The sequence below is a fragment of the Kitasatospora sp. NPDC086791 genome, from assembly GCF_040685975.1.
Classification (GTDB): domain Bacteria; phylum Actinomycetota; class Actinomycetes; order Streptomycetales; family Streptomycetaceae; genus Kitasatospora.
In genome coordinates this window covers 221,553-240,661 of record NZ_JBFBOC010000004.1, presented here as the reverse complement: position 1 = coordinate 240,661, position 19,109 = coordinate 221,553, and the positions used below count along the sequence as shown (strand labels likewise).

Annotated in this window: 15 protein-coding genes; all 15 read right to left on the bottom strand. The window is 72.5% G+C overall.

The genetic code is table 11. From position 1 onward, the window contains the following. Positions 1 to 1,458, bottom strand: a complete 1,458-nt coding sequence (locus AB0Q99_RS10015; RefSeq protein ID WP_363569950.1) for an aldehyde dehydrogenase family protein — start codon at positions 1,456 to 1,458, stop codon at positions 1 to 3. Positions 1,459 to 1,575: 117 nt separating this feature from the next. After that, positions 1,576 to 2,442, bottom strand: a complete 867-nt coding sequence (locus tag AB0Q99_RS10010; protein WP_363569949.1) for a helix-turn-helix transcriptional regulator — start codon at positions 2,440 to 2,442, stop codon at positions 1,576 to 1,578. Between the two features lie 449 nt (positions 2,443 to 2,891). Continuing rightward, positions 2,892 to 4,352 (bottom strand): glutamate synthase subunit beta, encoded by a 1,461-nt coding sequence (locus AB0Q99_RS10005; protein WP_363569947.1) that lies wholly within the window; start codon positions 4,350 to 4,352, stop codon positions 2,892 to 2,894. Further along, positions 4,345 to 8,940 carry a glutamate synthase large subunit gene (gltB, locus tag AB0Q99_RS10000; protein WP_363570055.1) on the bottom strand — a complete coding sequence of 1,532 codons (4,596 nt, stop codon included), beginning with the start codon at positions 8,938 to 8,940 and terminating at the stop codon, positions 4,345 to 4,347. The genes AB0Q99_RS10005 and gltB overlap by 8 nt, the downstream gene beginning before the upstream one ends. Before the next feature lie 452 nt (positions 8,941 to 9,392). Further along, a complete protein-coding gene (locus AB0Q99_RS09995; protein WP_363569945.1) occupies positions 9,393 to 10,130 on the bottom strand; it encodes a VIT1/CCC1 transporter family protein in 738 nt (245 codons plus the stop codon). 149 nt (positions 10,131 to 10,279) lie between these two features. Then, positions 10,280 to 11,311, bottom strand: a complete 1,032-nt coding sequence (gene lgt / locus AB0Q99_RS09990) for a prolipoprotein diacylglyceryl transferase (RefSeq protein WP_363569943.1) — start codon at positions 11,309 to 11,311, stop codon at positions 10,280 to 10,282. 142 nt (positions 11,312 to 11,453) lie between these two features. After that, on the bottom strand, positions 11,454 to 12,317 hold the full coding sequence (locus AB0Q99_RS09985; protein ID WP_363569941.1) for a thioredoxin domain-containing protein: 864 nt from the start codon (positions 12,315 to 12,317) through the stop codon (positions 11,454 to 11,456). Positions 12,318 to 12,417: 100 nt separating this feature from the next. Then, positions 12,418 to 12,936 carry a MauE/DoxX family redox-associated membrane protein gene (locus AB0Q99_RS09980; protein WP_363569939.1) on the bottom strand — a complete coding sequence of 173 codons (519 nt, stop codon included), beginning with the start codon at positions 12,934 to 12,936 and terminating at the stop codon, positions 12,418 to 12,420. A 613-nt stretch (positions 12,937 to 13,549) separates the two neighbouring features. Next, a complete protein-coding gene (trpA, locus tag AB0Q99_RS09975) occupies positions 13,550 to 14,359 on the bottom strand; it encodes a tryptophan synthase subunit alpha (protein ID WP_363569937.1) in 810 nt (269 codons plus the stop codon). A gap of 2 nt (positions 14,360 to 14,361) precedes the next feature. Next, complete coding sequence (trpB, locus tag AB0Q99_RS09970; RefSeq protein WP_363569935.1) at positions 14,362 to 15,642, bottom strand: tryptophan synthase subunit beta; 1,281 nt, start codon at positions 15,640 to 15,642, stop codon at positions 14,362 to 14,364. A gap of 243 nt (positions 15,643 to 15,885) precedes the next feature. Next, on the bottom strand, positions 15,886 to 16,692 hold the full coding sequence (trpC, locus tag AB0Q99_RS09965; RefSeq protein ID WP_363569933.1) for an indole-3-glycerol phosphate synthase TrpC: 807 nt from the start codon (positions 16,690 to 16,692) through the stop codon (positions 15,886 to 15,888). A 198-nt stretch (positions 16,693 to 16,890) separates the two neighbouring features. Continuing rightward, positions 16,891 to 17,292 carry a DUF2752 domain-containing protein gene (locus AB0Q99_RS09960; protein ID WP_363570053.1) on the bottom strand — a complete coding sequence of 134 codons (402 nt, stop codon included), beginning with the start codon at positions 17,290 to 17,292 and terminating at the stop codon, positions 16,891 to 16,893. Positions 17,293 to 17,465: 173 nt separating this feature from the next. Then, the gene (locus AB0Q99_RS09955; RefSeq protein WP_363569931.1) at positions 17,466 to 17,735 is read right to left on the bottom strand and encodes an HGxxPAAW family protein; all 270 of its coding nucleotides are present in this window, start codon (positions 17,733 to 17,735) and stop codon (positions 17,466 to 17,468) included. A gap of 208 nt (positions 17,736 to 17,943) precedes the next feature. Next, positions 17,944 to 18,531 carry a TIGR02234 family membrane protein gene (locus AB0Q99_RS09950; protein ID WP_363569929.1) on the bottom strand — a complete coding sequence of 196 codons (588 nt, stop codon included), beginning with the start codon at positions 18,529 to 18,531 and terminating at the stop codon, positions 17,944 to 17,946. Next, the gene (locus tag AB0Q99_RS09945) at positions 18,528 to 19,106 is read right to left on the bottom strand and encodes a Uma2 family endonuclease (RefSeq protein ID WP_363569927.1); all 579 of its coding nucleotides are present in this window, start codon (positions 19,104 to 19,106) and stop codon (positions 18,528 to 18,530) included. Before AB0Q99_RS09945 ends, AB0Q99_RS09950 begins: the two co-directional genes overlap by 4 nt. Positions 19,107 to 19,109 lie beyond the last annotated feature (3 nt).

The window sequence follows — 19,109 nt, the reverse complement described above, 5'->3', positions numbered from 1 at the left end:
TCAGAACGGGAACGCCGCCCGCCCGTGCTGCACAGAGATCCACTTCAGCGTGGTGAAGGCGTCCACCGTGGACTCCCCGTTGAGCCGCCCGACGCCGGAGTTCTTCTCCCCGCCGAACGGCACCCCCGGCTCGTCCGCGATGGTCCCGCCGTTGACGTGGATCATGCCGGTCTCGATCCGCTGGGCGAGCCGCACCCCGCGCTCGACATCCGCCGTGTGCACCGCGCCGCTGAGCCCGAACGGCGTGTCGTTGGCGATCCGGACGGCCTCGTCCTCGCCGTCGAAGGGCACCAGCAGCACGACCGGGCCGAACAGTTCGCGCCGCAGGATGGGCGCGTCCTCGGGGAGGCCGGTGAGCACGGTCGGCGTCATCAGGCTGCCGGTGGTGGTGCCGCGCAGCAGTGCGGTGGCCCCGGCGGCGACCGCCTGGTCGATCTGCGCGGAGAGGGCGTCGGCCTGGACGGGGTTGATCAGCGGGCCGATGTGGGTGGCCGGGTCCCGCGGGTCGCCGACGGTGAGCGAGGCGACCTTGGCGACGAACTTCTCGGTGAACTCGGCCTCGACGGCGCGGTCCACCAGGACGCGGTTGGCGGACATGCAGACCTGGCCCTGGTGGACGAAGCGGCTGAACACCGCCGCGTCCACGGCGTAGTCGAGGTCGGCGTCGTCCAGCACGATCAGCGCGCTGTTGCCGCCGAGTTCCAGCACCGACCGCTTGAAGTGGGCGGCGGCGACGGTGCCGACGTGCCGGCCGACCTTGTCGGAGCCGGTGAAGGAGATCACCTTGGGCACCGGGTGCTCGATGAAGCTGTCGCCGATCTCGGCGATGTCGGTGATCACGACGTTCAGCAGGCCGGGCGGCAGGCCGGCGTCCTCGAAGAGCTTCGCGATCAGGCCGCCGCCGACCACCGGGGTCTCCTGGTGCGGCTTGAGCACCACGCCGTTGCCGAGGGCGAGCGCCGGGGCGACGGCCTTGAGCGCCAGGAACAGCGGGAAGTTGAACGGGCTGATCACGCCGACGACGCCGACCGGCAGCCGGTAGAGCCGGTTCTCCTTGCCCGGGGCGGGCGAGGGCAGCAGCCGGCCCTCGGCGGCCACGGACAGGTGCAGGCACTCCCGCAGCACGTCCTTGACCAGCGAGAGCTCGAAGCCCGCTTTCAGGGCGGTGCCGCCGAGTTCGGCCATGATCGCCGTGACGATCTCCGGCTCGCGCTCCTCGATCAGGCGCAGCGCGCGCTCGAAGACCAGGCGGCGCCGGTAGGGGTTGGTGGCGGCCCATTCCTTCTGGGCCCGCTCGGCGGCGCGGTAGGCGCGGTCGACCTCGGCGGTGGTGGCGACGGTGATGGTGGCGAGCTTGTCGCCGGTGTAGGGGTCGACGTCGACGATGTCCCAGGAGCCGCTGCCGCTGCACCACTCGCCGTCGATGTACTGCAGCGCCAACTCGGAGAAGTACGACATCTGATCCCTCTCATGCACCGACCTGATGGGACATCATCGTACTGACGAATGACGGCTCCTGGCGTGTGACGGCTCCTGGCGCCTCAGGGCTCCTGCCGCATCAGGACTCCTGGCGCCTCACAGCTCCCGGCGCACCGCGTGCAGCAGGTCGCGGGTCCGTGCCGGGTCGAGGCTGTCGGCGACCAGGTCGTCCATCGCCTGCTGGTACTCGGCGACCTCGGCGGGCTTGTCGAGGTAGAGCGCGGTGGTGAACTGTTCCAGGTAGACGACGTCGGAGAGTTCCCGTTCGGCGAAGCCGAGCACCGTGAAGGCGCCGCTCTCGGCCGACAGTCCGGCGTTGCCGAACGGCAGCACCTGCAGCCGCACGTTGGGCAGTTCGCCGAGTTCCAGCAGCCGGTCCAGCTGGCCGCGCATCAGCTCGGGCCCGCCCCAGGGGCGGCGCAGCGCGGCTTCGTCCAGGACGGCGACCAGGTGCGGCGCGCGTTCGCCGGTGAGGACGGCCTGGCGCTGGAGGCGTACGTCGACCCGGCGCTCGATCTCCTCGGGGGCGTGGTCGTGGCGGCCGGCGGTGACCACGGCCCGGGCGTAGTCGGCGGTCTGCAGCAGCCCGTGGACGAACTGGACCTCGTAGCTGCGGATCTCGGCGGCGGCCTCTTCCAGTCCGAGGTAGTTCTGGAACCAGCCGGGCAGGACGTCGCCGTACTCGTGCCACCAGGAGTTGGCGTTGGCGTCGTGGACCAGTCCGAGGACGGTGGCGCGTTCGTGTTCGGCGTCGACGCCGTAGAGGGTGAGCAGGTCGGCGACGTCGCGTTCCTTGAAGCCGACCCGGCCGAGTTCCATCCGGCTGATCTTGGATTCGGAGGCGCGGATCGAGTATCCGGCCTCCTCCCGGCTGACGCCTCTGGCCTCGCGGAGCTTGCGGAGCTGGGTGCCGAGCAGCAGGCGCCGTACCGTCGCGCCTCCGCCAGCCTGAGTCGTGCCCATCGAAGTCACCCTCCGCACTCGCGCAGCCCCCCGGCCGTCGGCGGAAGTCTGCCACTTGGCACCGACGAACAACAGCCCGTCCCGGGAGGCTTTCCGGTGGCTGTGAGGAGCCTGTGGTTCCGCTGGGAGCCATTCCTCGGTGTACGGACGGTCATCGTGTCCGTCGTCCGCGGCGCCTCCTTCGCGAGCCTCCCCCGCGAGCGTGCGGGAAAACCCGGGAACACCACCCTGGTTCGTCGCTCCCCCCTCTCCGGCCCCTCTCCGGCCCCTCTTCCGTCGCTCTTCCGCCCCTCTCCCGGTCCGGCTCCGGGAACGCGACGGCGCCCGCCCTCCAACTGGTCGGGGAAGAGGGCAGGCGCCAGGAGACCGCGTTGGCCCGGCGACTCTGACGGGGCAGCGGGTTGAGCTCCCGGCGATGCGGCGCCGGGGGTTCGGGGGGGGTCGGACCGTCAGACCACCAGGGGGCGGTCCGTGGGTCGGATCGGGGCGGGAAGCGGGGTCTTGCCGCCCAGGTACGCGTCCACCGCGGCGGCGGCCGAACGGCCTTCCGCGATGGCCCAGACGATCAGCGACTGGCCCCGGCCGGCGTCTCCGCAGACGTACACGCCATCGACATTGGTGGCGAACCGGCCGTCGCGGGCAATGTTACCCCGCGCGTCGAGGTCGGCTCCCAGCTGCTCGACGAGCCCGTTCCGCACGTCCGTGCCGGTGAAGCCCATGGCCAGGGTGACGAGCTGGGCCGGGATGGCCCGCTCGGTGCCCGGCACCGGCTCGAACCGGCCGTCCTTGAACTCCACCTCGACGAGGTGCAGTTCCTGGACGTTGCCGTCCTCGTCGCCGGCGAAGCGGGTGGTGTTGACGGAGTAGATCCGCTCGCCGCCCTCCTCGTGGGCGGAGGTGACCTTGTACGTCATCGGCATGGTCGGCCACGGCTGGTGCCCGGGCCGCTCCTCGCTCGGCCGCGGCATGATCTCCAGCTGGGTGACCGAGGCGGCCCCCTGCCGGTGGGCGGTGCCGACGCAGTCCGCGCCGGTGTCGCCGCCGCCGATGACCACGACGTGCTTGCCCTTGGCGCTGATCGGCGACTCGACGAAGTCGCCCTCCTGCACCTTGTTGGCCAGCGGCAGGTACTCCATGGCCTGGTGGACGCCCTTGAGTTCGCGCCCGGGCACCGGCAGGTCGCGGGCGGTGGTGGCGCCGGCCGCGACGACGACGGCGTCGAAGCGCTCGCGCAGCTGCTGCCCGGTGATGTCCTCGCCGACGTGCACGCCGGTGCGGAACCGGGTGCCCTCCGCCCGCATCTGCTCGATGCGGCGGTTGATGTGGCGCTTCTCCATCTTGAACTCGGGGATGCCGTAGCGCAGCAGTCCGCCGATGCGGTCGGCCCGCTCGTAGACCACGACGGTGTGTCCGGCGCGGGTGAGCTGCTGGGCGGCGGCGAGGCCGGCCGGGCCGGAGCCGACGACGGCGACGGTCTTGCCGGAGAGCCGCTCGGGCACCTGCGGAGTGACCCCGCCGCGGTCCCAGGCCTTGTCGATGATGGTGACCTCGACGTTCTTGATGGTCACCGCGTCCTGGTTGATGCCGAGCACGCAGGCCGACTCGCAGGGCGCCGGGCAGAGCCGCCCGGTGAACTCCGGGAAGTTGTTGGTGGCGTGCAGCCGCTCGATCGCGCCGACGAAGTCGTCCCGGTAGGCGAGGTCGTTCCACTCGGGGATGAGGTTCCCGAGCGGGCAGCCGTTGTGGCAGAACGGGATGCCGCAGTCCATGCAGCGGCCGGCCTGCTTGGTGATGATCGGCAGGAGGCTGCGCTCGACGTAGACCTCGTTCCAGTCCCGCAGACGGACGTCCACGGGACGGCGCTCGGCCAGCTGCTTGGGCGTGGTCAGGAAGCCCTTGGGGTCAGCCATGTGCCGCCTCCATCATCTTGCGAGTGGTCTCGGCCTCGGAGAGGCCATCGCGCTCGGCGGCGTCCTTGGCGGCGAGCACTGCCTTGTAGTCGGTCGGCATGATCTTGGAGAAGCGGGAGACCCCGCTGCCCCAGTCGGCCAGGAGTTCGGCGGCGACGGTGGAGCCGGTCTCCTCGTAGTGCTGCTGGACGGTCTCGCGCAGCCACTCGCGGTCGTCGGCGGTGGGGGCCTCGATGCCCACCATGCCGTCGTTGACGTTGGCGGGGCGCAGGTCGAGGACGTACGCGATGCCGCCGGACATGCCGGCCGCGAGGTTGCGCCCGGTCTCGCCGAGGACGACGACCCGGCCGCCGGTCATGTACTCCAGGCCGTGGTCGCCGACGCCTTCGACGACCAGGGTGGCGCCGGAGTTGCGGACGGCGAAGCGCTCGCCGGCCTTGCCGCGCAGGTGGATCCGGCCGCTGGTGGCGCCGTAGCCGATGGTGTTGCCGGCGATGACGTGGTTCTGGGCGTCGTTGCCGATGGCGGCGGCCTCGCGGGCCGGGCGGACGATCACCACGCCGCCGGAGAGGCCCTTGCCGACGTAGTCGTTGGCGTCGCCTTCGAGCCGCAGCGTGACGCCGCGGGGGACGAAGGCGCCGAAGGACTGCCCGGCGGAGCCGGTGAAGGTGACGTCGATGGTCCCCTCCGGCAGGCCCTCGCCGCGGTACCGCTTGGTCACCTCGTGGCCGAGCATGGTGCCCACGGTGCGGTTGACGTTGCGGATCGGCAGCTCGATCCGGACGGCGTCGCCGCGCTCCAGGGCGTCCTCGGCGAGCGCGATCAGCTGGTTGTCCAGGGCCTTGTCGAGCGCGTGGTCCTGGGTGGTGGTGCGGTGGCGGGCCGCGCCCTCGGGCAGCGCCGGCACGTGGAAGAGCGGGGCGAGGTCGAGCCCGGCGGCCTTCCAGTGGTCGATCGCGGCCCGGGCGTTGATGTGCTCGGCGCGGCCGACCGCCTCCTCGATCGAGCGGAAGCCCAGCGAGGCCAGGATCTCCCGGACCTCCTCGGCGATGAACTCGAAGAAGTTGACGACGAATTCGGGCTTGCCGGAGAACCGCTCGCGCAGCACCGGGTTCTGGGTGGCGACGCCGACCGGGCAGGTGTCCAGGTGGCAGACGCGCATCATGATGCAGCCGGAGACGACCAGCGGGGCAGTGGCGAAGCCGAACTCCTCGGCGCCGAGCAGCGCGGCGATGACGACGTCGCGGCCGGTCTTCAGCTGGCCGTCGGTCTGCACCACGATCCGGTCGCGCAGGCCGTTGAGCAGCAGGGTCTGCTGGGTCTCGGCGAGGCCGAGCTCCCAGGGGCCGCCGGCGTGCTTGAGCGAGGTGAGCGGCGAGGCACCGGTGCCGCCGTCGTGCCCGGAGACCAGCACCACGTCCGCGTGCGCCTTGGAGACGCCCGCGGCGACCGTCCCGACGCCGACCTCGGACACCAGCTTCACGTGGATGCGGGCTGCCGGGTTGGCGTTCTTGAGGTCGTGGATCAGCTGGGCCAGGTCCTCGATGGAGTAGATGTCGTGGTGCGGCGGCGGCGAGATCAGGCCGACGCCCGGGGTGGAGTGCCGGGTCTTGGCGACCCACGGGTAGACCTTGTGGCCGGGCAGCTGGCCGCCCTCGCCGGGCTTGGCGCCCTGGGCCATCTTGATCTGGATGTCGTCGGCGTTGACCAGGTACTCGGAGGTGACGCCGAAGCGACCGGAGGCGACCTGCTTGATCGCCGAGCGGCGCTCCGGGTCGTACAGGCGGTCCGGGTCCTCGCCGCCCTCGCCGGTGTTGGACTTGCCGCCGAGGCGGTTCATCGCGATGGCGAGGGTCTCGTGCGCCTCGCGGGAGATCGAGCCGTACGACATGGCGCCGGTGGAGAAGCGCTTGACGATCTCGGTGACCGGCTCGACCTCGTCGACCGGGATCGGCTCGCGGCCGAGGCCGTCCAGCTGGAAGAGGCCGCGCAGCGTCATCAGGCGGGCGGACTGCTCGTTCACCCGGTCCGTGTACTGCTTGAAGATGTCGTACCGGCGGTTGCGGGTGGAGTGCTGCAGCCGGAAGACGGTGTCCGGGTCGAACAGGTGCGGCTCGCCCTCGCGGCGCCACTGGTACTCGCCGCCGATCTCCAGCGCGCGGTGCGCGGCGGGGATGCCGGAGGCCGGGTAGGCCTTGGTGTGCCGGGCGGCGGTCTCGCGGGCGATCTCGTCCAGGCCGATGCCGCCGAGCTTGGTGGTGGTGCCGGCGAAGTAGCCGTCGACCAGGTCCTGGGAGAGGCCGATGGCCTCGAAGACCTGGGCGCCGCGGTAGGAGGCGACGGTGGAGATGCCCATCTTGGACATGACCTTGAGCACGCCCTTGCCGAGCGCCTTGATCAGGTTCTTGATGGCCTTCTCGGGCTCGACGCCCTCGATGAAGACGCCCTGGGCGACCAGGTCCTCGACCGACTCCATGGCCAGGTACGGGTTGACCGCGCCGGCGCCGTAGCCGATCAGCAGCGCGACGTGGTGCACCTCGCGGACGTCACCGGCCTCGACCAGCAGCGACACCTGGGTGCGCTGCTTGGTGCGGATGAGGTGGTGGTGGATCGCGGAGGTGAGCAGCAGCGAGGGGATCGGGGCGTGCTCGGCGTCGGAGTGCCGGTCGGAGAGCACGATGATCCGGGCGCCGTCGGCGATCGCGGCGTCGGCCTCGGCGGCGATCGCGGCGAGCCGGGAGGCCAGGCCCTCGCCGCCGCTGGCGACCTTGTAGAGGCCGGAGAGCGTGACGGCCTTGAGGCCGGGCTGGTCGCCGTCGGCGTTGATGTGGACGAGCTTGGCCAGCTCGTCGTTGTCGATCACCGGGAAGGTGATGCCGACCGAGCGGCAGGCGGCGGACTCGGCGGCCAGCAGGTTGCCCTCGGGGCCGAGGTTGGAGAGCAGCGAGGTGACGAGCTCCTCGCGGATGGCGTCCAGCGGCGGGTTGGTGACCTGCGCGAAGAGCTGCACGAAGTAGTCGAACAGCAGCCGGGGCTTCTCGCTCAGCGCGGCGATCGGCGAGTCGGTGCCCATCGAGCCGAGTGCCTCGGCGCCGGTGCGGGCCATCGGCGCGAGGATGACGCGCAGCTCCTCCTCGGTGTAGCCGAAGGTCTGCTGGCGGCGGGTGACGGAGGCGTGGGTGTGCGCGATGTGCTCGCGCTCGGGCAGCTTGGCGAGCTGGATCTGGCCGGCGCCGACCCACTCCTCGTAGGGGTGCTCGGCGGCGAGGGCGGACTTGATCTCCTCGTCCTCGACGATGCGGCCTTCGGCGGTGTCGATCAGGAACATCCGGCCGGGCTGCAGGCGGCCCTTCGTGGCGACCTTCTCCTGGTCGATGTCGAGCACGCCGACCTCGGAGGAGAGGACGACCAGGCCGTCCTCGGTGATCCAGTAGCGGGCCGGGCGCAGGCCGTTGCGGTCGAGCACGGCGCCGATCTGGGTGCCGTCGGTGAAGGTGACGCAGGCCGGGCCGTCCCAGGGCTCCATGAGGTTGGAGTGGTACTGGTAGAAGGCGCGGCGGGCCGGGTCCATGGTGGCGTGGTTCTCCCAGGCCTCCGGGATCATCATCAGCACCGAGTGCGGCAGCGAGCGGCCGCCGAGGTGGAGCAGCTCCAGGACCTCGTCGAAGGAGGCGGAGTCGGAGTGGTCGGGGGTGCAGATCGGGAAGATCCGCTCCAGGCCCTTCCCGTTCTTGTTGGCCGGGATCAGGTCGGTGACGAGCTGGGACTCGCGGGCGCGCATCCAGTTGCGGTTGCCCTTGACCGTGTTGATCTCGCCGTTGTGGGCGACGAAGCGGTACGGGTGGGCGAGCGGCCAGCTCGGGAAGGTGTTGGTGGAGAACCGCGAGTGCACCAGGCCGATCACGGACGCGTAGCTGCGGTCCGACAGGTCGGGGAAGAAGGGCTCCAGCTGGCCGGTGGTCAGCATGCCCTTGTAGACGATGGTGCGCGCGGACAGCGACGGGAAGTAGACCCCGGCCTCGCGCTCGGCCCGCTTGCGGACCACGAAGGCGATCCGGTCCAGCGCGATGCCGGCCAGGCCGTCCTTGCTCAGGAACAGCTGGCGGAAGCGCGGCATCACGCTGCGCGCGGTGGAGCCGAGCAGGTCGGGGGTGACCGGGACGTCGCGCCAGCCGAGGACGGTGAGGTCCTCCTCGGCCGCGATCGCCTCGATCTTCGCGACGGCGGCGGCGTCCGCCTCGTCCTCGTCCGGCAGGAAGGCGATGCCGACGGCGTAGGAGCCGGCCGCCGGGAGCTCGAACCCGGCCTTGCCGCGCAGGAAGGCGTCCGGGATCTGGGTCAGGATGCCCGCGCCGTCACCGGAGTCCGGCTCGGCGCCGGTGGCGCCGCGGTGCTCCAGGTTGCGCAGGACGTTCAGCGCCTGCTCGACGATGGTGTGGTCGGCGATGCCGGTCAGCGTGGCGACGAAACCGACGCCACAGGCGTCGTGCTCGTTTCGCGGGTCGTACAGGCCCTGAGCAGCAGGTCGCGCATCCGGCACGAGCGCGTACGGCCGGCGGGCGGCCTGCGGCTCGTTGGCGGAGTGCATGGATGCAGACAGCATCGGCTCTCCCGTCGTCGTCTTTCGGCAAGTTGGTGCAAGTAGGGACGACGTTGGCCCTGATGCGATGGTGCGATGTCGTGCAAGTTACATGATGCCCAGGATCCCGAGAAGCGGAATATCCCGTCCACATGGCGGGACGAGTCGCAGGTCAGGGGGTGTGGGGGGATGGACGCGCCACAGTGCGCGTCCCGACGATTGTGCCCAACCGTCCACCGCCTGAAACAGGGGTGAAACCGGGGCGCTACAGAAGCCGATCATGGCCGCCTGTGATTCCATCCCGGGAGCCCGCCCGAGGATGCGAATCCGCGGCATCGGGGCCCGGATGGTGAGACTAGGCCAGGCGTGACGCGACGCCCATGTGTGAAACGTCACGCACTGCCCAGCATAATCATGCAGAGTTCCGGGTCATCCGGAGCTCACCGGGGACCGCCCGGGCGTCACCCCACGTGTCCGCCGATCAGCCGGCCGAGCAGGAAGGTCACCCCGGCCGCCGCCCCGCCGAGCACCAGCTGCCGCAGCCCGCTGAACCACCAGCTGCGCGCCGTCACCCGGGCCACCACCGCGCCGCACAGGAACAGCCCGGCCGCCGACAGCACCAGGGCGGGCAGCAACGAGGTCGCGCCCAGCAGGTACGGCAGCAGCGGCAGCAGCGCGCCGAGCGCGAAGCACAGGAACGACGACCCGGCCGCGACCAGCGGCGAGGGCAGGTCCGTGGGGTCGATGCCCAGCTCCTCGCGGGCGTGCACCTCCAGGGCCAGCTCCGGGTCGGCGGACAGCTGCCGGGCCACCTCGTGGGCCAGCTCCGGGTCCACCCCGCGCGACACGTACAGCTGGGCCAGCTCGGCCAGCTCGCCGTGCGGGTTGCGGCTCAGCTCCAGCCGCTCGGCCTCGATCTCGGCCTGCACCAGCTCCCGCTGCGAGGCCACCGAGGTGTACTCCCCCGCCGCCATCGAGCAGGCGCCGGCCGCCAGGCCCGCCAGCCCGGTCAGGATCACCGTGCCGTTCGACACCGCGCCGCCGACCACACCGGTCATCAGCGCGAAGTTGGACACCAGCCCGTCCACCGCGCCGAACACGGCCGGGCGCAGCCAGCCCCCGTTGACGTCCCGGTGGTGACCGGCCGCGGGTATCCGGGGCTGGTGTCCGGCCTCGGGCTCCAGGGTGCTCGCACTCATCGTCTCTTCCCCTCCGTCGTCGTTCGTCAGCCCTGAACGTAGCCCGTCTGACCTGGGCATTTCCAGCAAAGTAAGGCTGTCCGAACACAGTTGAGGCCACCCTTCGCAAACCTCGCGAAGGGTGGCCTCAGCCGGGGGGACGTCCCTGGTCAGATCGGGTTCTTGGCGTCCTTGCCGCTCTTCTCGGCGGCCACGGCGACGGTTTCGGCGGCCGGCACTTCGTCCACGGACCGCGACGATTCCTTCCCGGCCGCGCCCTCGCCCTTGCTCGTGCTCCCGCCGTCGACCTTGAGACCGGCCTTGCCCTCGGCCTCGCCCTCTCCGCCCTCGGCCGCACCCTCGGCCTCCAGGTGCGCGGCCGGATCGATGCTCGCCGGGTCCTCCCGGCCGGGCCGCTTCTTGCCGACGATCACCAGGTACGCCACCGCGCCCAGGAACACGACGATCGACGTCCAGTCGTTCAGCCGCAGGCCGAAGTAGACGTGCGCCTCGTCGATCCGCAGCCACTCGGTCCAGAACCGGCCCACCGTGTACGCGGCCACGTACAGCGCGAACGCCCGGCCGTGGCCGAGGGTGAACCGGCGGTCCGCCCAGATCACCAGCAGGGCGACCAGCACGCACCAGATCGACTCGTACAGGAAGGTCGGGTGGTAGACGCCCTTCACGATCTCGCCGTTCGGCAGCGTCTTGTCGATCTCCAGGCCCCACGGCAGGGTGGTCGCCCGCCCGTACAGCTCCTGGTTGAAGTAGTTGCCCCAGCGGCCCAGGGCCTGCGCGAGCGCGATGCCCGGCGCGATGGCGTCGGCGTACGCGGGCAGCGGCACGCCCCGGCGGCGGGCTCCGATCCAGGCGCCGACCGCGCCCAGCGCGATCGCGCCCCAGATCCCGAGGCCGCCCTCCCAGATCTTGAAGGCGTTCCAGGGGTTCCGGCCCTCGGCGAAGTACAGCTGGTGGTCGGTGATCACGTGGTACAGGCGGCCGCCGACCAGGCCGAACGGCACGGCCCACACGGCGATGTCACCGACCGTGTGCTTGGCACCGCCCCGGGCGACCCAGCGCTTGCTGCCGAGCCAGACGGCGACGACGACACCGAGGATGATGCAGAAGGCGTAGGCGCGCAGCGGGACCGGTCCGAGGTACAGGACGCCCCGCGACGGGCTGGGAATGTAGGCGATATCCATGGCGGTTCCGACGCTACAGGGTCGACGGCCCGGGTCGGACACCCCAGGGGTCACAGAAACCGAACAACAACGGCCGCGGGCCGGCCGCCGGGCCCTCCGGACGGGGAGGGTGCGGCGGCCGGCCCGCGGCCGGGTACGGGGCTCAGCCGGCGCTCGGCGACGGGTTGTTGGCCTCCGAAGCGGCGCTGGTCGGGGCCGGGGTCTGCCCGTGCGAGCCCGCCGTACCCAGCTGCTTGCCCTGGTTCGCGGCGTCCACCCACTTCACCAGGTTCTCCGGGGTGATCTCCTCGCTGCCGTTCTTCGGGTAGACCGGCTGACCGTTGAGCAGCACGGTCGGGGTGGACTTGTAGCTGGACTTGTCGAAGTCCTGCTGCACCGAGGACACCCAGCCGCCGTACTTGTTGTCGTTGACGCAGGCCTGGAACTCGGGGGTGTCCAGGCCGTTGACCTGCTTCGCCAGGTTGAGGAGGACGGCCTTGTTGCCGAAGGCGTCGTTGGTCTCCTCCGGCTGGTTGCGGTACAGCACGTCGTGGTAGTCCCGGAAGTGCCCGGCGTCCTGGGCGCAGGCCAGCGCGTTGGCGGCGGTCTTGGAGCCCTTGCCCGGCACGGCCCGGTCGATGAAGGACACGATGTGGTAGTTGGTGTAGATCTTGCCGGCGTCCTCCAGCTGGTCGACCGTCGCGGAGAACTCCCGCTCGAAGATGCCGCAGGCGGGGCAGCGCGGGTCCTCGTAGACGGTGAGGACGGAGGGCGCGTTGCCCGCGCCGACCGGGATGACCAGGTTCTTGTCACCGATCGTCCCGGCCGGGGCGGCGGCCGGGGTCTCCGGCTTGGAGCGCTGGTTCTGCACCACGACGCCGGTGACCACGGCGGCGGCGATCACCGCGAGCGCGGCACCGCCCACGATCAGCTTCTTCCTGCGCTTGGCGGCGGACTCCTCGGCCGCCCGCTGCTCCTGCATCCGCTCGCGGGCGGTGCGCTTGCCTTCTCGGTTCTTCTCGCTCATTGCCTTGACATCCACGGTCGGGGGCCTTCGTCGTGTGCGGGGACGGGGGTGCGGGGAAACGACGGGGGTGCGGGGAACGGGGTCCGGCGGGGCCGGAAGGTCAGCCGGCCAGCCAGCCGTCCACCGAGAACCGGGTCCGGGGCCGCCACAGCAGCCACCCGGCCAGCAGCAGGAACCCGGTGTCGCGCAGGATCTCCTGCAGGTACTTCGTCTGGGACTCGTCGATGTGCCCGCCGCCGCCGAAGCAGCCGCAGTCGATCGAGATGCCGCGCGCCCAGGCGGAGGTGATCCCGGCGATGAAGGCGAGCAGCAGCAGCGCGGAGATCCCGGCGGCCAGCCGGACGCCGAGCCCGATCAACAGCAGCAGCGCGAGCGCCAGCTCCAGGAAGGGCAGGCCGTAGCCGATCGGCTTGACCAGGCCCTCGGGCAGGATCTCGTAGGCACGGACGGCCTGGGCGGCCTCCGCCGGGTCGGCGATCTTGGCCAGCCCGGCCCACCCCCACACCACCGCGAGGCCGAGCCGCGCGGCCGTCCCGACCCACTCGCTCCAGCCCGGCACCGGCCGCCGCGCCGCCGGCACGGGCGCCGGATCACCGGGCTGCGCTGCCGGGCCGGCCATCAGGGAACCCCCCTCGGGATACTCGTTCACTCCCTGACGAACCGCGAGGAACGAAGGCCGGTTCCTCCACATTCAGCATTTAAGCCGGAAGAGTGACGTTCCGTCCGAATCCACCGAACACCCGTACGTCAGTGACACCCCGGCAACCGCCCCGGATCGAACAACTCCCGGTACCCGCGCTCCCCCCGCTCGGCGGCGTCCCACCGCGCCGCCTCGGCACAGGCCACCGCCTCCCGTTCCGCCCGCTCCGCCCCCCGCCTGGCCAACGCCTGCCCCACCTCCGCGTGCGCCCCGACCGCGGCCCCCAACGCCAGCGCGGCAGCCGCCGCCCGCAACAGAACGGCCCGATGAAGACCCCGCACCGGCTCACCCCTTTCCCTCGCCCCGCCACCCACGCACCCGACACATCCGTGCAGACGTCCCTCCACTCAACGCCGGTCAACCCCCACTGATGCGTGTCGCCACCCCGCTTCACCCGTACGGGGCCACCCCCGGGTCAACACGCCCACGCACCCCCACCCACCCCGAAGCGCCCACCCCCGGAGAGCCAACAGCCCGCCACCCCCCGAAGAGGAGGTGGCGGGCCGCCGATGAACCCCGTTCCTACCGCGCGTCAGCGCCTCCGCACGCCCCCCGCCAACTCCCCCGCCAACGCCCGCACCGCGTCCAGCGCCGCCGTCTCGTCCGCACCGGCCTCCAGGATCCGCTTCACGAACGCCGACCCCACGATCACCCCGTCCGCGAACCGCGCGACCTCGGCCGCCTGCCGGGCGTCGGAGACCCCCAGCCCCACGCAGACCGGCAGGTCCGTGGTGGCCCGGGTGCGCGCGACCAGGTCCTCGGCCAGCGACCCGACGGCCGACCGGGTACCGGTCACCCCCATCACCGCCGCCGCGTACACGAACCCGCTGCCCGCCGCCGTGACCTCCGCCAGCCGCGCGTCCTTGCTGCTGGGGGCGACCACGAACACGGTGTCCAGCCCGTGCGCGTCCGCCGCCTTGCGCCACTCCTCGGACTCCTCCACCGGCAGGTCCGGCAGGATGCAGCCGGCCCCGCCCGCGGCCGCCAGGTCGGCCGCGAACCGCGCCACGCCGTAGCGGTCGACCGGGTTCCAGTACGTCATGACCAGCACCGCCGCCCCGGGGTGCGCGGACGCGACCTCCTGGACGGTGCGCAGCACGTCCTTGATCCGCACGCCGCCGCGCAGCGCGATGTCGTCGGCGGTCTGGATGACGGCGCCGTCCAGCACCGGGTCGGAGTGCGGCAGACCGACCTCGACCACGTCGCAGCCGCCCTCGATCAGCGCGTTGATCGCCCGCACCCCGCCGTCGACGGTCGGGAAGCCGGCCGGCAGGTAGCCGATCAGCGCGGCGCGGTCCTCGGCCCTGGCCGCCGCCAGGATCCCGCTCAGCTTCGAAGCCATGATCACTTACCCCCCTGGGCGGTGCCGGTGCCGGTCCCGGTGCCACCGGCGGAGCCGGCCCCCGGCTCGTCGTACAGGCCGAAGTACTCGGCGGCGGTGTGCATGTCCTTGTCGCCGCGCCCGGAGAGCGAGACCAGGATGGTGGCCTCCGGCCCGAGTTCGCGGCCGAGCTCCAGGGCCCCGGCGAGCGCGTGGGCGCTCTCGATGGCCGGGATGATGCCCTCGGTGCGGGACAGCAGCCGCAGCGCCTGCATCGCGGCGTCGTCGGTGACCGGCCGGTACTCGGCCCGTCCGGTGTCCTTCAGCCAGGCGTGCTCGGGGCCGACGCCCGGGTAGTCGAGGCCCGCCGAGATCGAGTGCGACTCGATCGTCTGCCCGTCCTCGTCCTGCAGGACGTACGTCCGGGAGCCGTGCAGCACCCCCGGGTCGCCCTTGGTCAGCGTCGCCGCGTGCCGGGGCGTCTCGGCGCCCTCGCCGGCCGCCTCGCAGCCGATCAGGCGCACGCCGGCGTCCGGGATGAACTCGTGGAAGATCCCCATCGCGTTGGAGCCGCCGCCGACGCAGGCGACGACGGCGTCGGGCAGCCGCCCGGTCCGGTCGAGGACCTGCTGCCGCGCCTCGACGCCGATGATCCGGTGGAAGTCACGGACCATCATCGGGAACGGGTGCGGCCCGGCGACGGTGCCGAACAGGTAGTGGGTGGAGTCCACGTTGGCGACCCAGTCGCGGAACGCCTCGTTGATGGCGTCCTTCAGGGTCCGGCTGCCGGAGGTGACGGCGATCACCTCGGCGCCGAGCATCCGCATCCGGGCGACGTTCAGCGCCTGGCGCTGGGTGTCGACCTCGCCCATGTAGATGGTGCAGTCGAAGCCGAACAGCGCGCAGGCGGTGGCGGTGGCCACGCCGTGCTGGCCGGCGCCGGTCTCGGCGATGATCCGGGTCTTGCCCATCCGCCTGGTGAGCAGGGCCTGGCCCAGCACGTTGTTGATCTTGTGCGAGCCGGTGTGGTTGAGGTCCTCGCGCTTGAGCAGGACGCGCGCGCCGCCCGCCTCGGCGGAGAAGCGGCGCACGTCGGTCAGCGGGCTCGGGCGCCCGGTGTAGTCCTTGAGCAGCGCGTCGAGCTCGGCGGCGAAGGCAGGGTCGGCCTTGGCCTTCTCGTACTCCTCGGCGACCTGCTCGACCGCGGCGACCAGCGCCTCGGGGATGAAGCGGCCGCCGTACGCGCCGAAGTATCCGCGCGCGTCCGGCACCTGGGCACCGGGCAGGTAGTCCTTCTCGGACATGTGGTTTCCCTTGGGGAGGTGGACGACAGTGACGTCTGTTCGGCCTTCCCCGGCGATCCGCCGCGCTCGGCGGTCCCGCCGGTCTCAGCCGCGCGTCACGCGCCATCGCCGTCCGGGCACCTGCCCGGGCTCGCAGCCGATCACGTACCGCACCCGACGCCCCAGCACCCGGCGTGCGGGAGCGCGGCAGCCGCGCGGGCGGCAACCGGGGGCGAGTCGGGCGGCGATCTTCATCGGGCGGGGTCAGTCCTTGTGCCGGACGGCGGGGTGGGCCCCGGCGGCGACCAGGTCGGCGACCGCGGCACGCGGGTCCTTGCCGGTCACCAGGGACTCGCCGACCAGCACCGCGTCGGCGCCGAGGTTGGCGTAGTTGATCACGTCCAGCGGGCCGCGCACACCGGACTCGGCGATCTTGACGATGCCGTCCGGGATGGCGTGGGCGACGTTCTCGAAGGTGTTGCGGTCCACTTCGAGGGTCTTCAGGTTGCGGGCGTTGACGCCGATGATCCGCGCCCCGGCGTCCACCGCGCGCTTGATCTCCTCCTCGTCGTGCACCTCGACCAGCGGGGTGAGGCCGATCGACCCGGCGCGCTCGATCAGCGACTCCAGGGCCGGCTGGTCGAGCGCCGCGACGATCAGCAGCGCGAGGTCGGCGCCGTGCGCGCGGGCCTCCCACAGCTGGTACGAGGTGACGATGAAGTCCTTGCGCAGCAGCGGGGTGTCCACCGCGGCCCGGACGGCGTCCAGGTCGGCCAGCGAACCGCCGAAGCGGCGCTGCTCCGTCAGCACGCTGATCGCGGCGGCACCGCCGGCCGCGTAGTCGCGCGCCAGCGCGGCCGGGTCGGCGATCGAGGCCAGGGCGCCCTTGGAGGGGCTGGAGCGCTTCACCTCGCAGATCACCCGGACCCCGTCGCCCTTGAGGGCGGCGACGCCGTCCTTGGCCTCGGGGACCTTGGCCGCGCGCTCCTTCAGGGCGTCCAGCGAGACCAGGGCCTGCCGCTCGGCGAGGTCCTCGCGGACCCCTTCGATGATCGAGTCGAGCACACTCACTCAGGAGCCCCCATCTTTTCTGCCAGTTGGCCAGCGAGAGCCGGGCGGGCAGTGGCCCGCCGGCACTTCGATGGTATCGGCACCCGGGAGCACGGGCGCATCCGCCCGGCCCGCGTCTCGCGGACCGGACCGCCGCTCCGGCGGCCCTCAACTGCGACTTCACCGCTTCTCCACCCCGGCCCGGGGCGTACCCGGCGCTCAGACCAGCGGCGGTGCCAGCCCGGCTCCGACCGGCGAGTTCCGCACCATGGTGAACACCAGCACGAGCAGCGCGATCAGCGCCCAGCGCCGGACCCCGACGGTGACCCGGGGCGGCGGCCCGCCGGTCAGCGCGGCCCAGGCCCAGCGCAGCCAGAGCACCCCCAGCACGCCGAACAGCAGGACGGCGACGGCGTTGTCGTGCAGGGCCCCGGTGAGGTCCCCGTGGCTGAGCGCGTGGACGCAGCGCAGCCCCCCGCAGCCGGGGCACCACCAGCCGGTGGCGGTCAGGAACGGGCAGTCGGGGTAGTGCCCGGGGCTGTTGGGGTCCACCACGGCGACGTACGCGGCGGGGACGGCCACCGCCGCCAGCGCGGCCAGCGGCGGGCCCAGCCGGCGCAGCACGGGCGGCGGGGCGGAGGTGGTGGGGACGGCGTTCACGCCCCGATTGTGCCCGCGCCCGGGCCCGGGTACGACGAAACGGCGGGCGCGGCGCGCCCGCCGTTCGGTTGTGCGAAAGGCGGGCCGGACGGCGGCGCTCCCGGGTGGGAGGCGGTCCGGCGCAGAACCGGTCGTCAGGCAGCGGCGGCGACGGCGGCGCGGGCCTCGCGGGCCGCGTTCTGCTCCTCGACCGACTTGTAGACGTTGGTGCTCGGCTGCTGGCCCATGCCGGCCATCGACATGATCTTGCCGACCACACCGCCGGCCAGGACGACCGCCAGGCCGGCGCAGGTGAGCAGCACCGACGGCAGGATCATCGCGACACCCGCGATGGCGAAACCGACGAAGGAGATGACGACGCCGGTCCAGGCGGCGGGGGTGTGGCCGTGTGCTGATGCTGCCATCTGAGTGGTGCTCCTTGGCTCTCGGGGCCCGGCCGGGCCTGCGGGGCCGCCGGCGGGTTGACGGGTTCCATTGTGCCGGGCCACATACCGGCCCCCCAAAGCGGGTGGCGGGTCTATCGCGTCACATGCGCGCTCCGGGCGCGTTCGGCGCCTTCGGGCGGCCGTGGCGGGGCCCGGCCGGGCGGTCGTGAAGGGCTCGCGGTCAGGCTCAGACCGCCGTGGGGTCCTCGCCCCGGTCCAGCGCCTTCCACAGGTCGCCCGGGGTGTCCGTGGTGGCCGGGGCCTTGCGGGTCGGGGCCTCGTAGCGGCTGCCCATGGCGGGCCAGCGGCGGCCGTAGCGCAGGGTGAGCAGTCCGGCGAGGGCCAGCAGCACGCCGCCGACCAGCGCGACCCAGGGCCAGGCGGTGTGCGAGACCTCGGTGGCCGCCGAGCCGGACAGGGCGAGCTTGCGGGCGGCCTCGGTGTCCAGCGCGGCGGTGTCGCCCGCCCCGGAGACCGAGGCGGCGGCCGCGCCGATCCCGGCGAGCAGGGTCAGCGCGCCGACCGCCAGCCGTCCGACGCCGCGCACCGCGAACACCGCGACGGCCGCGGCGAGGCCCACCAGGGCCAGCCCGCCGGGCAGTTCGGAGATCGCGCCGCCGGTGACGGAGACGTCCAGGGTGCCGGCCCGGCCCTCGGCCCAGGTCCGCCCGGCCGCGGTCAGCACCAGCACGGCGCTCAGCACGGTCAGCAGCAGCATCACGCCGAGCGTGCGGCGGCTGGGGGCGGCGGGGGCGGGGGTCTGGTCAGCGCTCACCCGTCCACTATCCCCCGGCCGACACCGTGGTCCGTACCCGGGGTGGGGGACGCGGTGGGGGACGGGTCTGCGGACGGGGTGGGGAACAGGTCCGTCCGCAGCACCACCGTCCGCCCGCCCAGCGGCAGGAACAGGTCGTCGCCGAACGGCACCCGCTCGGCCTCCCGGTACACCCCCTCGGGCGCCGGCGCGGTGTGCACCACGCAGACCGCCGCCGCCGGGTCGACCACCACGTACAGCGGCACGCCGCTGCGCGCGTACCCCCGCCCGGCCTCCGCCAGGCCGGGCCGGGCCACCTCCAGCACCGCCTCCACCCCGGCCGCGCCGAACCGGCCCCGCCCGCCGCGCACCGCGTCCCGGGCGAGCACGACCAGGTCCGGGACCAGCACCGCCTGCTCGGGGACCGGGCCGCCGGTGGCCGGGCCGCCGGACGCCGCCGGGAAGTCGGACGCCGCCGGGAAGTCGAGCGCCACCCCGGACAGCACCCGCCCGTGGCCCGCCGGCTGCTCGCCGAGCTGCCCGGCCGCGCTCAGCACGACCTCCCAGCGCAGCTCGTCGTACGGCACCTCGGGCATCCC

What these genes read in the sequence shown, in the direction of transcription:
- AB0Q99_RS09945 (WP_363569927.1), bottom strand. Translation starts at nt 19,106, where the DNA reads ATGCCCGAGGTGCCGTACGACGAGCTGCGCTGGGAGGTCGTGCTGAGC.
- AB0Q99_RS09980 (WP_363569939.1), bottom strand. Translation starts at nt 12,936, where the DNA reads ATGGCCGGCCCGGCAGCGCAGCCCGGTGATCCGGCGCCCGTGCCGGCG.
- gltB (WP_363570055.1), bottom strand. Translation starts at nt 8,940, where the DNA reads ATGCACTCCGCCAACGAGCCGCAGGCCGCCCGCCGGCCGTACGCGCTC.
- AB0Q99_RS09995 (WP_363569945.1), bottom strand. Translation starts at nt 10,130, where the DNA reads ATGAGTGCGAGCACCCTGGAGCCCGAGGCCGGACACCAGCCCCGGATA.
- AB0Q99_RS10010 (WP_363569949.1), bottom strand. Translation starts at nt 2,442, where the DNA reads ATGGGCACGACTCAGGCTGGCGGAGGCGCGACGGTACGGCGCCTGCTG.
- AB0Q99_RS09985 (WP_363569941.1), bottom strand. Translation starts at nt 12,317, where the DNA reads ATGAGCGAGAAGAACCGAGAAGGCAAGCGCACCGCCCGCGAGCGGATG.
- AB0Q99_RS09955 (WP_363569931.1), bottom strand. Translation starts at nt 17,735, where the DNA reads ATGGCAGCATCAGCACACGGCCACACCCCCGCCGCCTGGACCGGCGTC.
- trpA (WP_363569937.1), bottom strand. Translation starts at nt 14,359, where the DNA reads ATGGCTTCGAAGCTGAGCGGGATCCTGGCGGCGGCCAGGGCCGAGGAC.
- trpB (WP_363569935.1), bottom strand. Translation starts at nt 15,642, where the DNA reads ATGTCCGAGAAGGACTACCTGCCCGGTGCCCAGGTGCCGGACGCGCGC.
- lgt (WP_363569943.1), bottom strand. Translation starts at nt 11,311, where the DNA reads ATGGATATCGCCTACATTCCCAGCCCGTCGCGGGGCGTCCTGTACCTC.
- AB0Q99_RS10005 (WP_363569947.1), bottom strand. Translation starts at nt 4,352, where the DNA reads ATGGCTGACCCCAAGGGCTTCCTGACCACGCCCAAGCAGCTGGCCGAG.
- AB0Q99_RS10015 (WP_363569950.1), bottom strand. Translation starts at nt 1,458, where the DNA reads ATGTCGTACTTCTCCGAGTTGGCGCTGCAGTACATCGACGGCGAGTGG.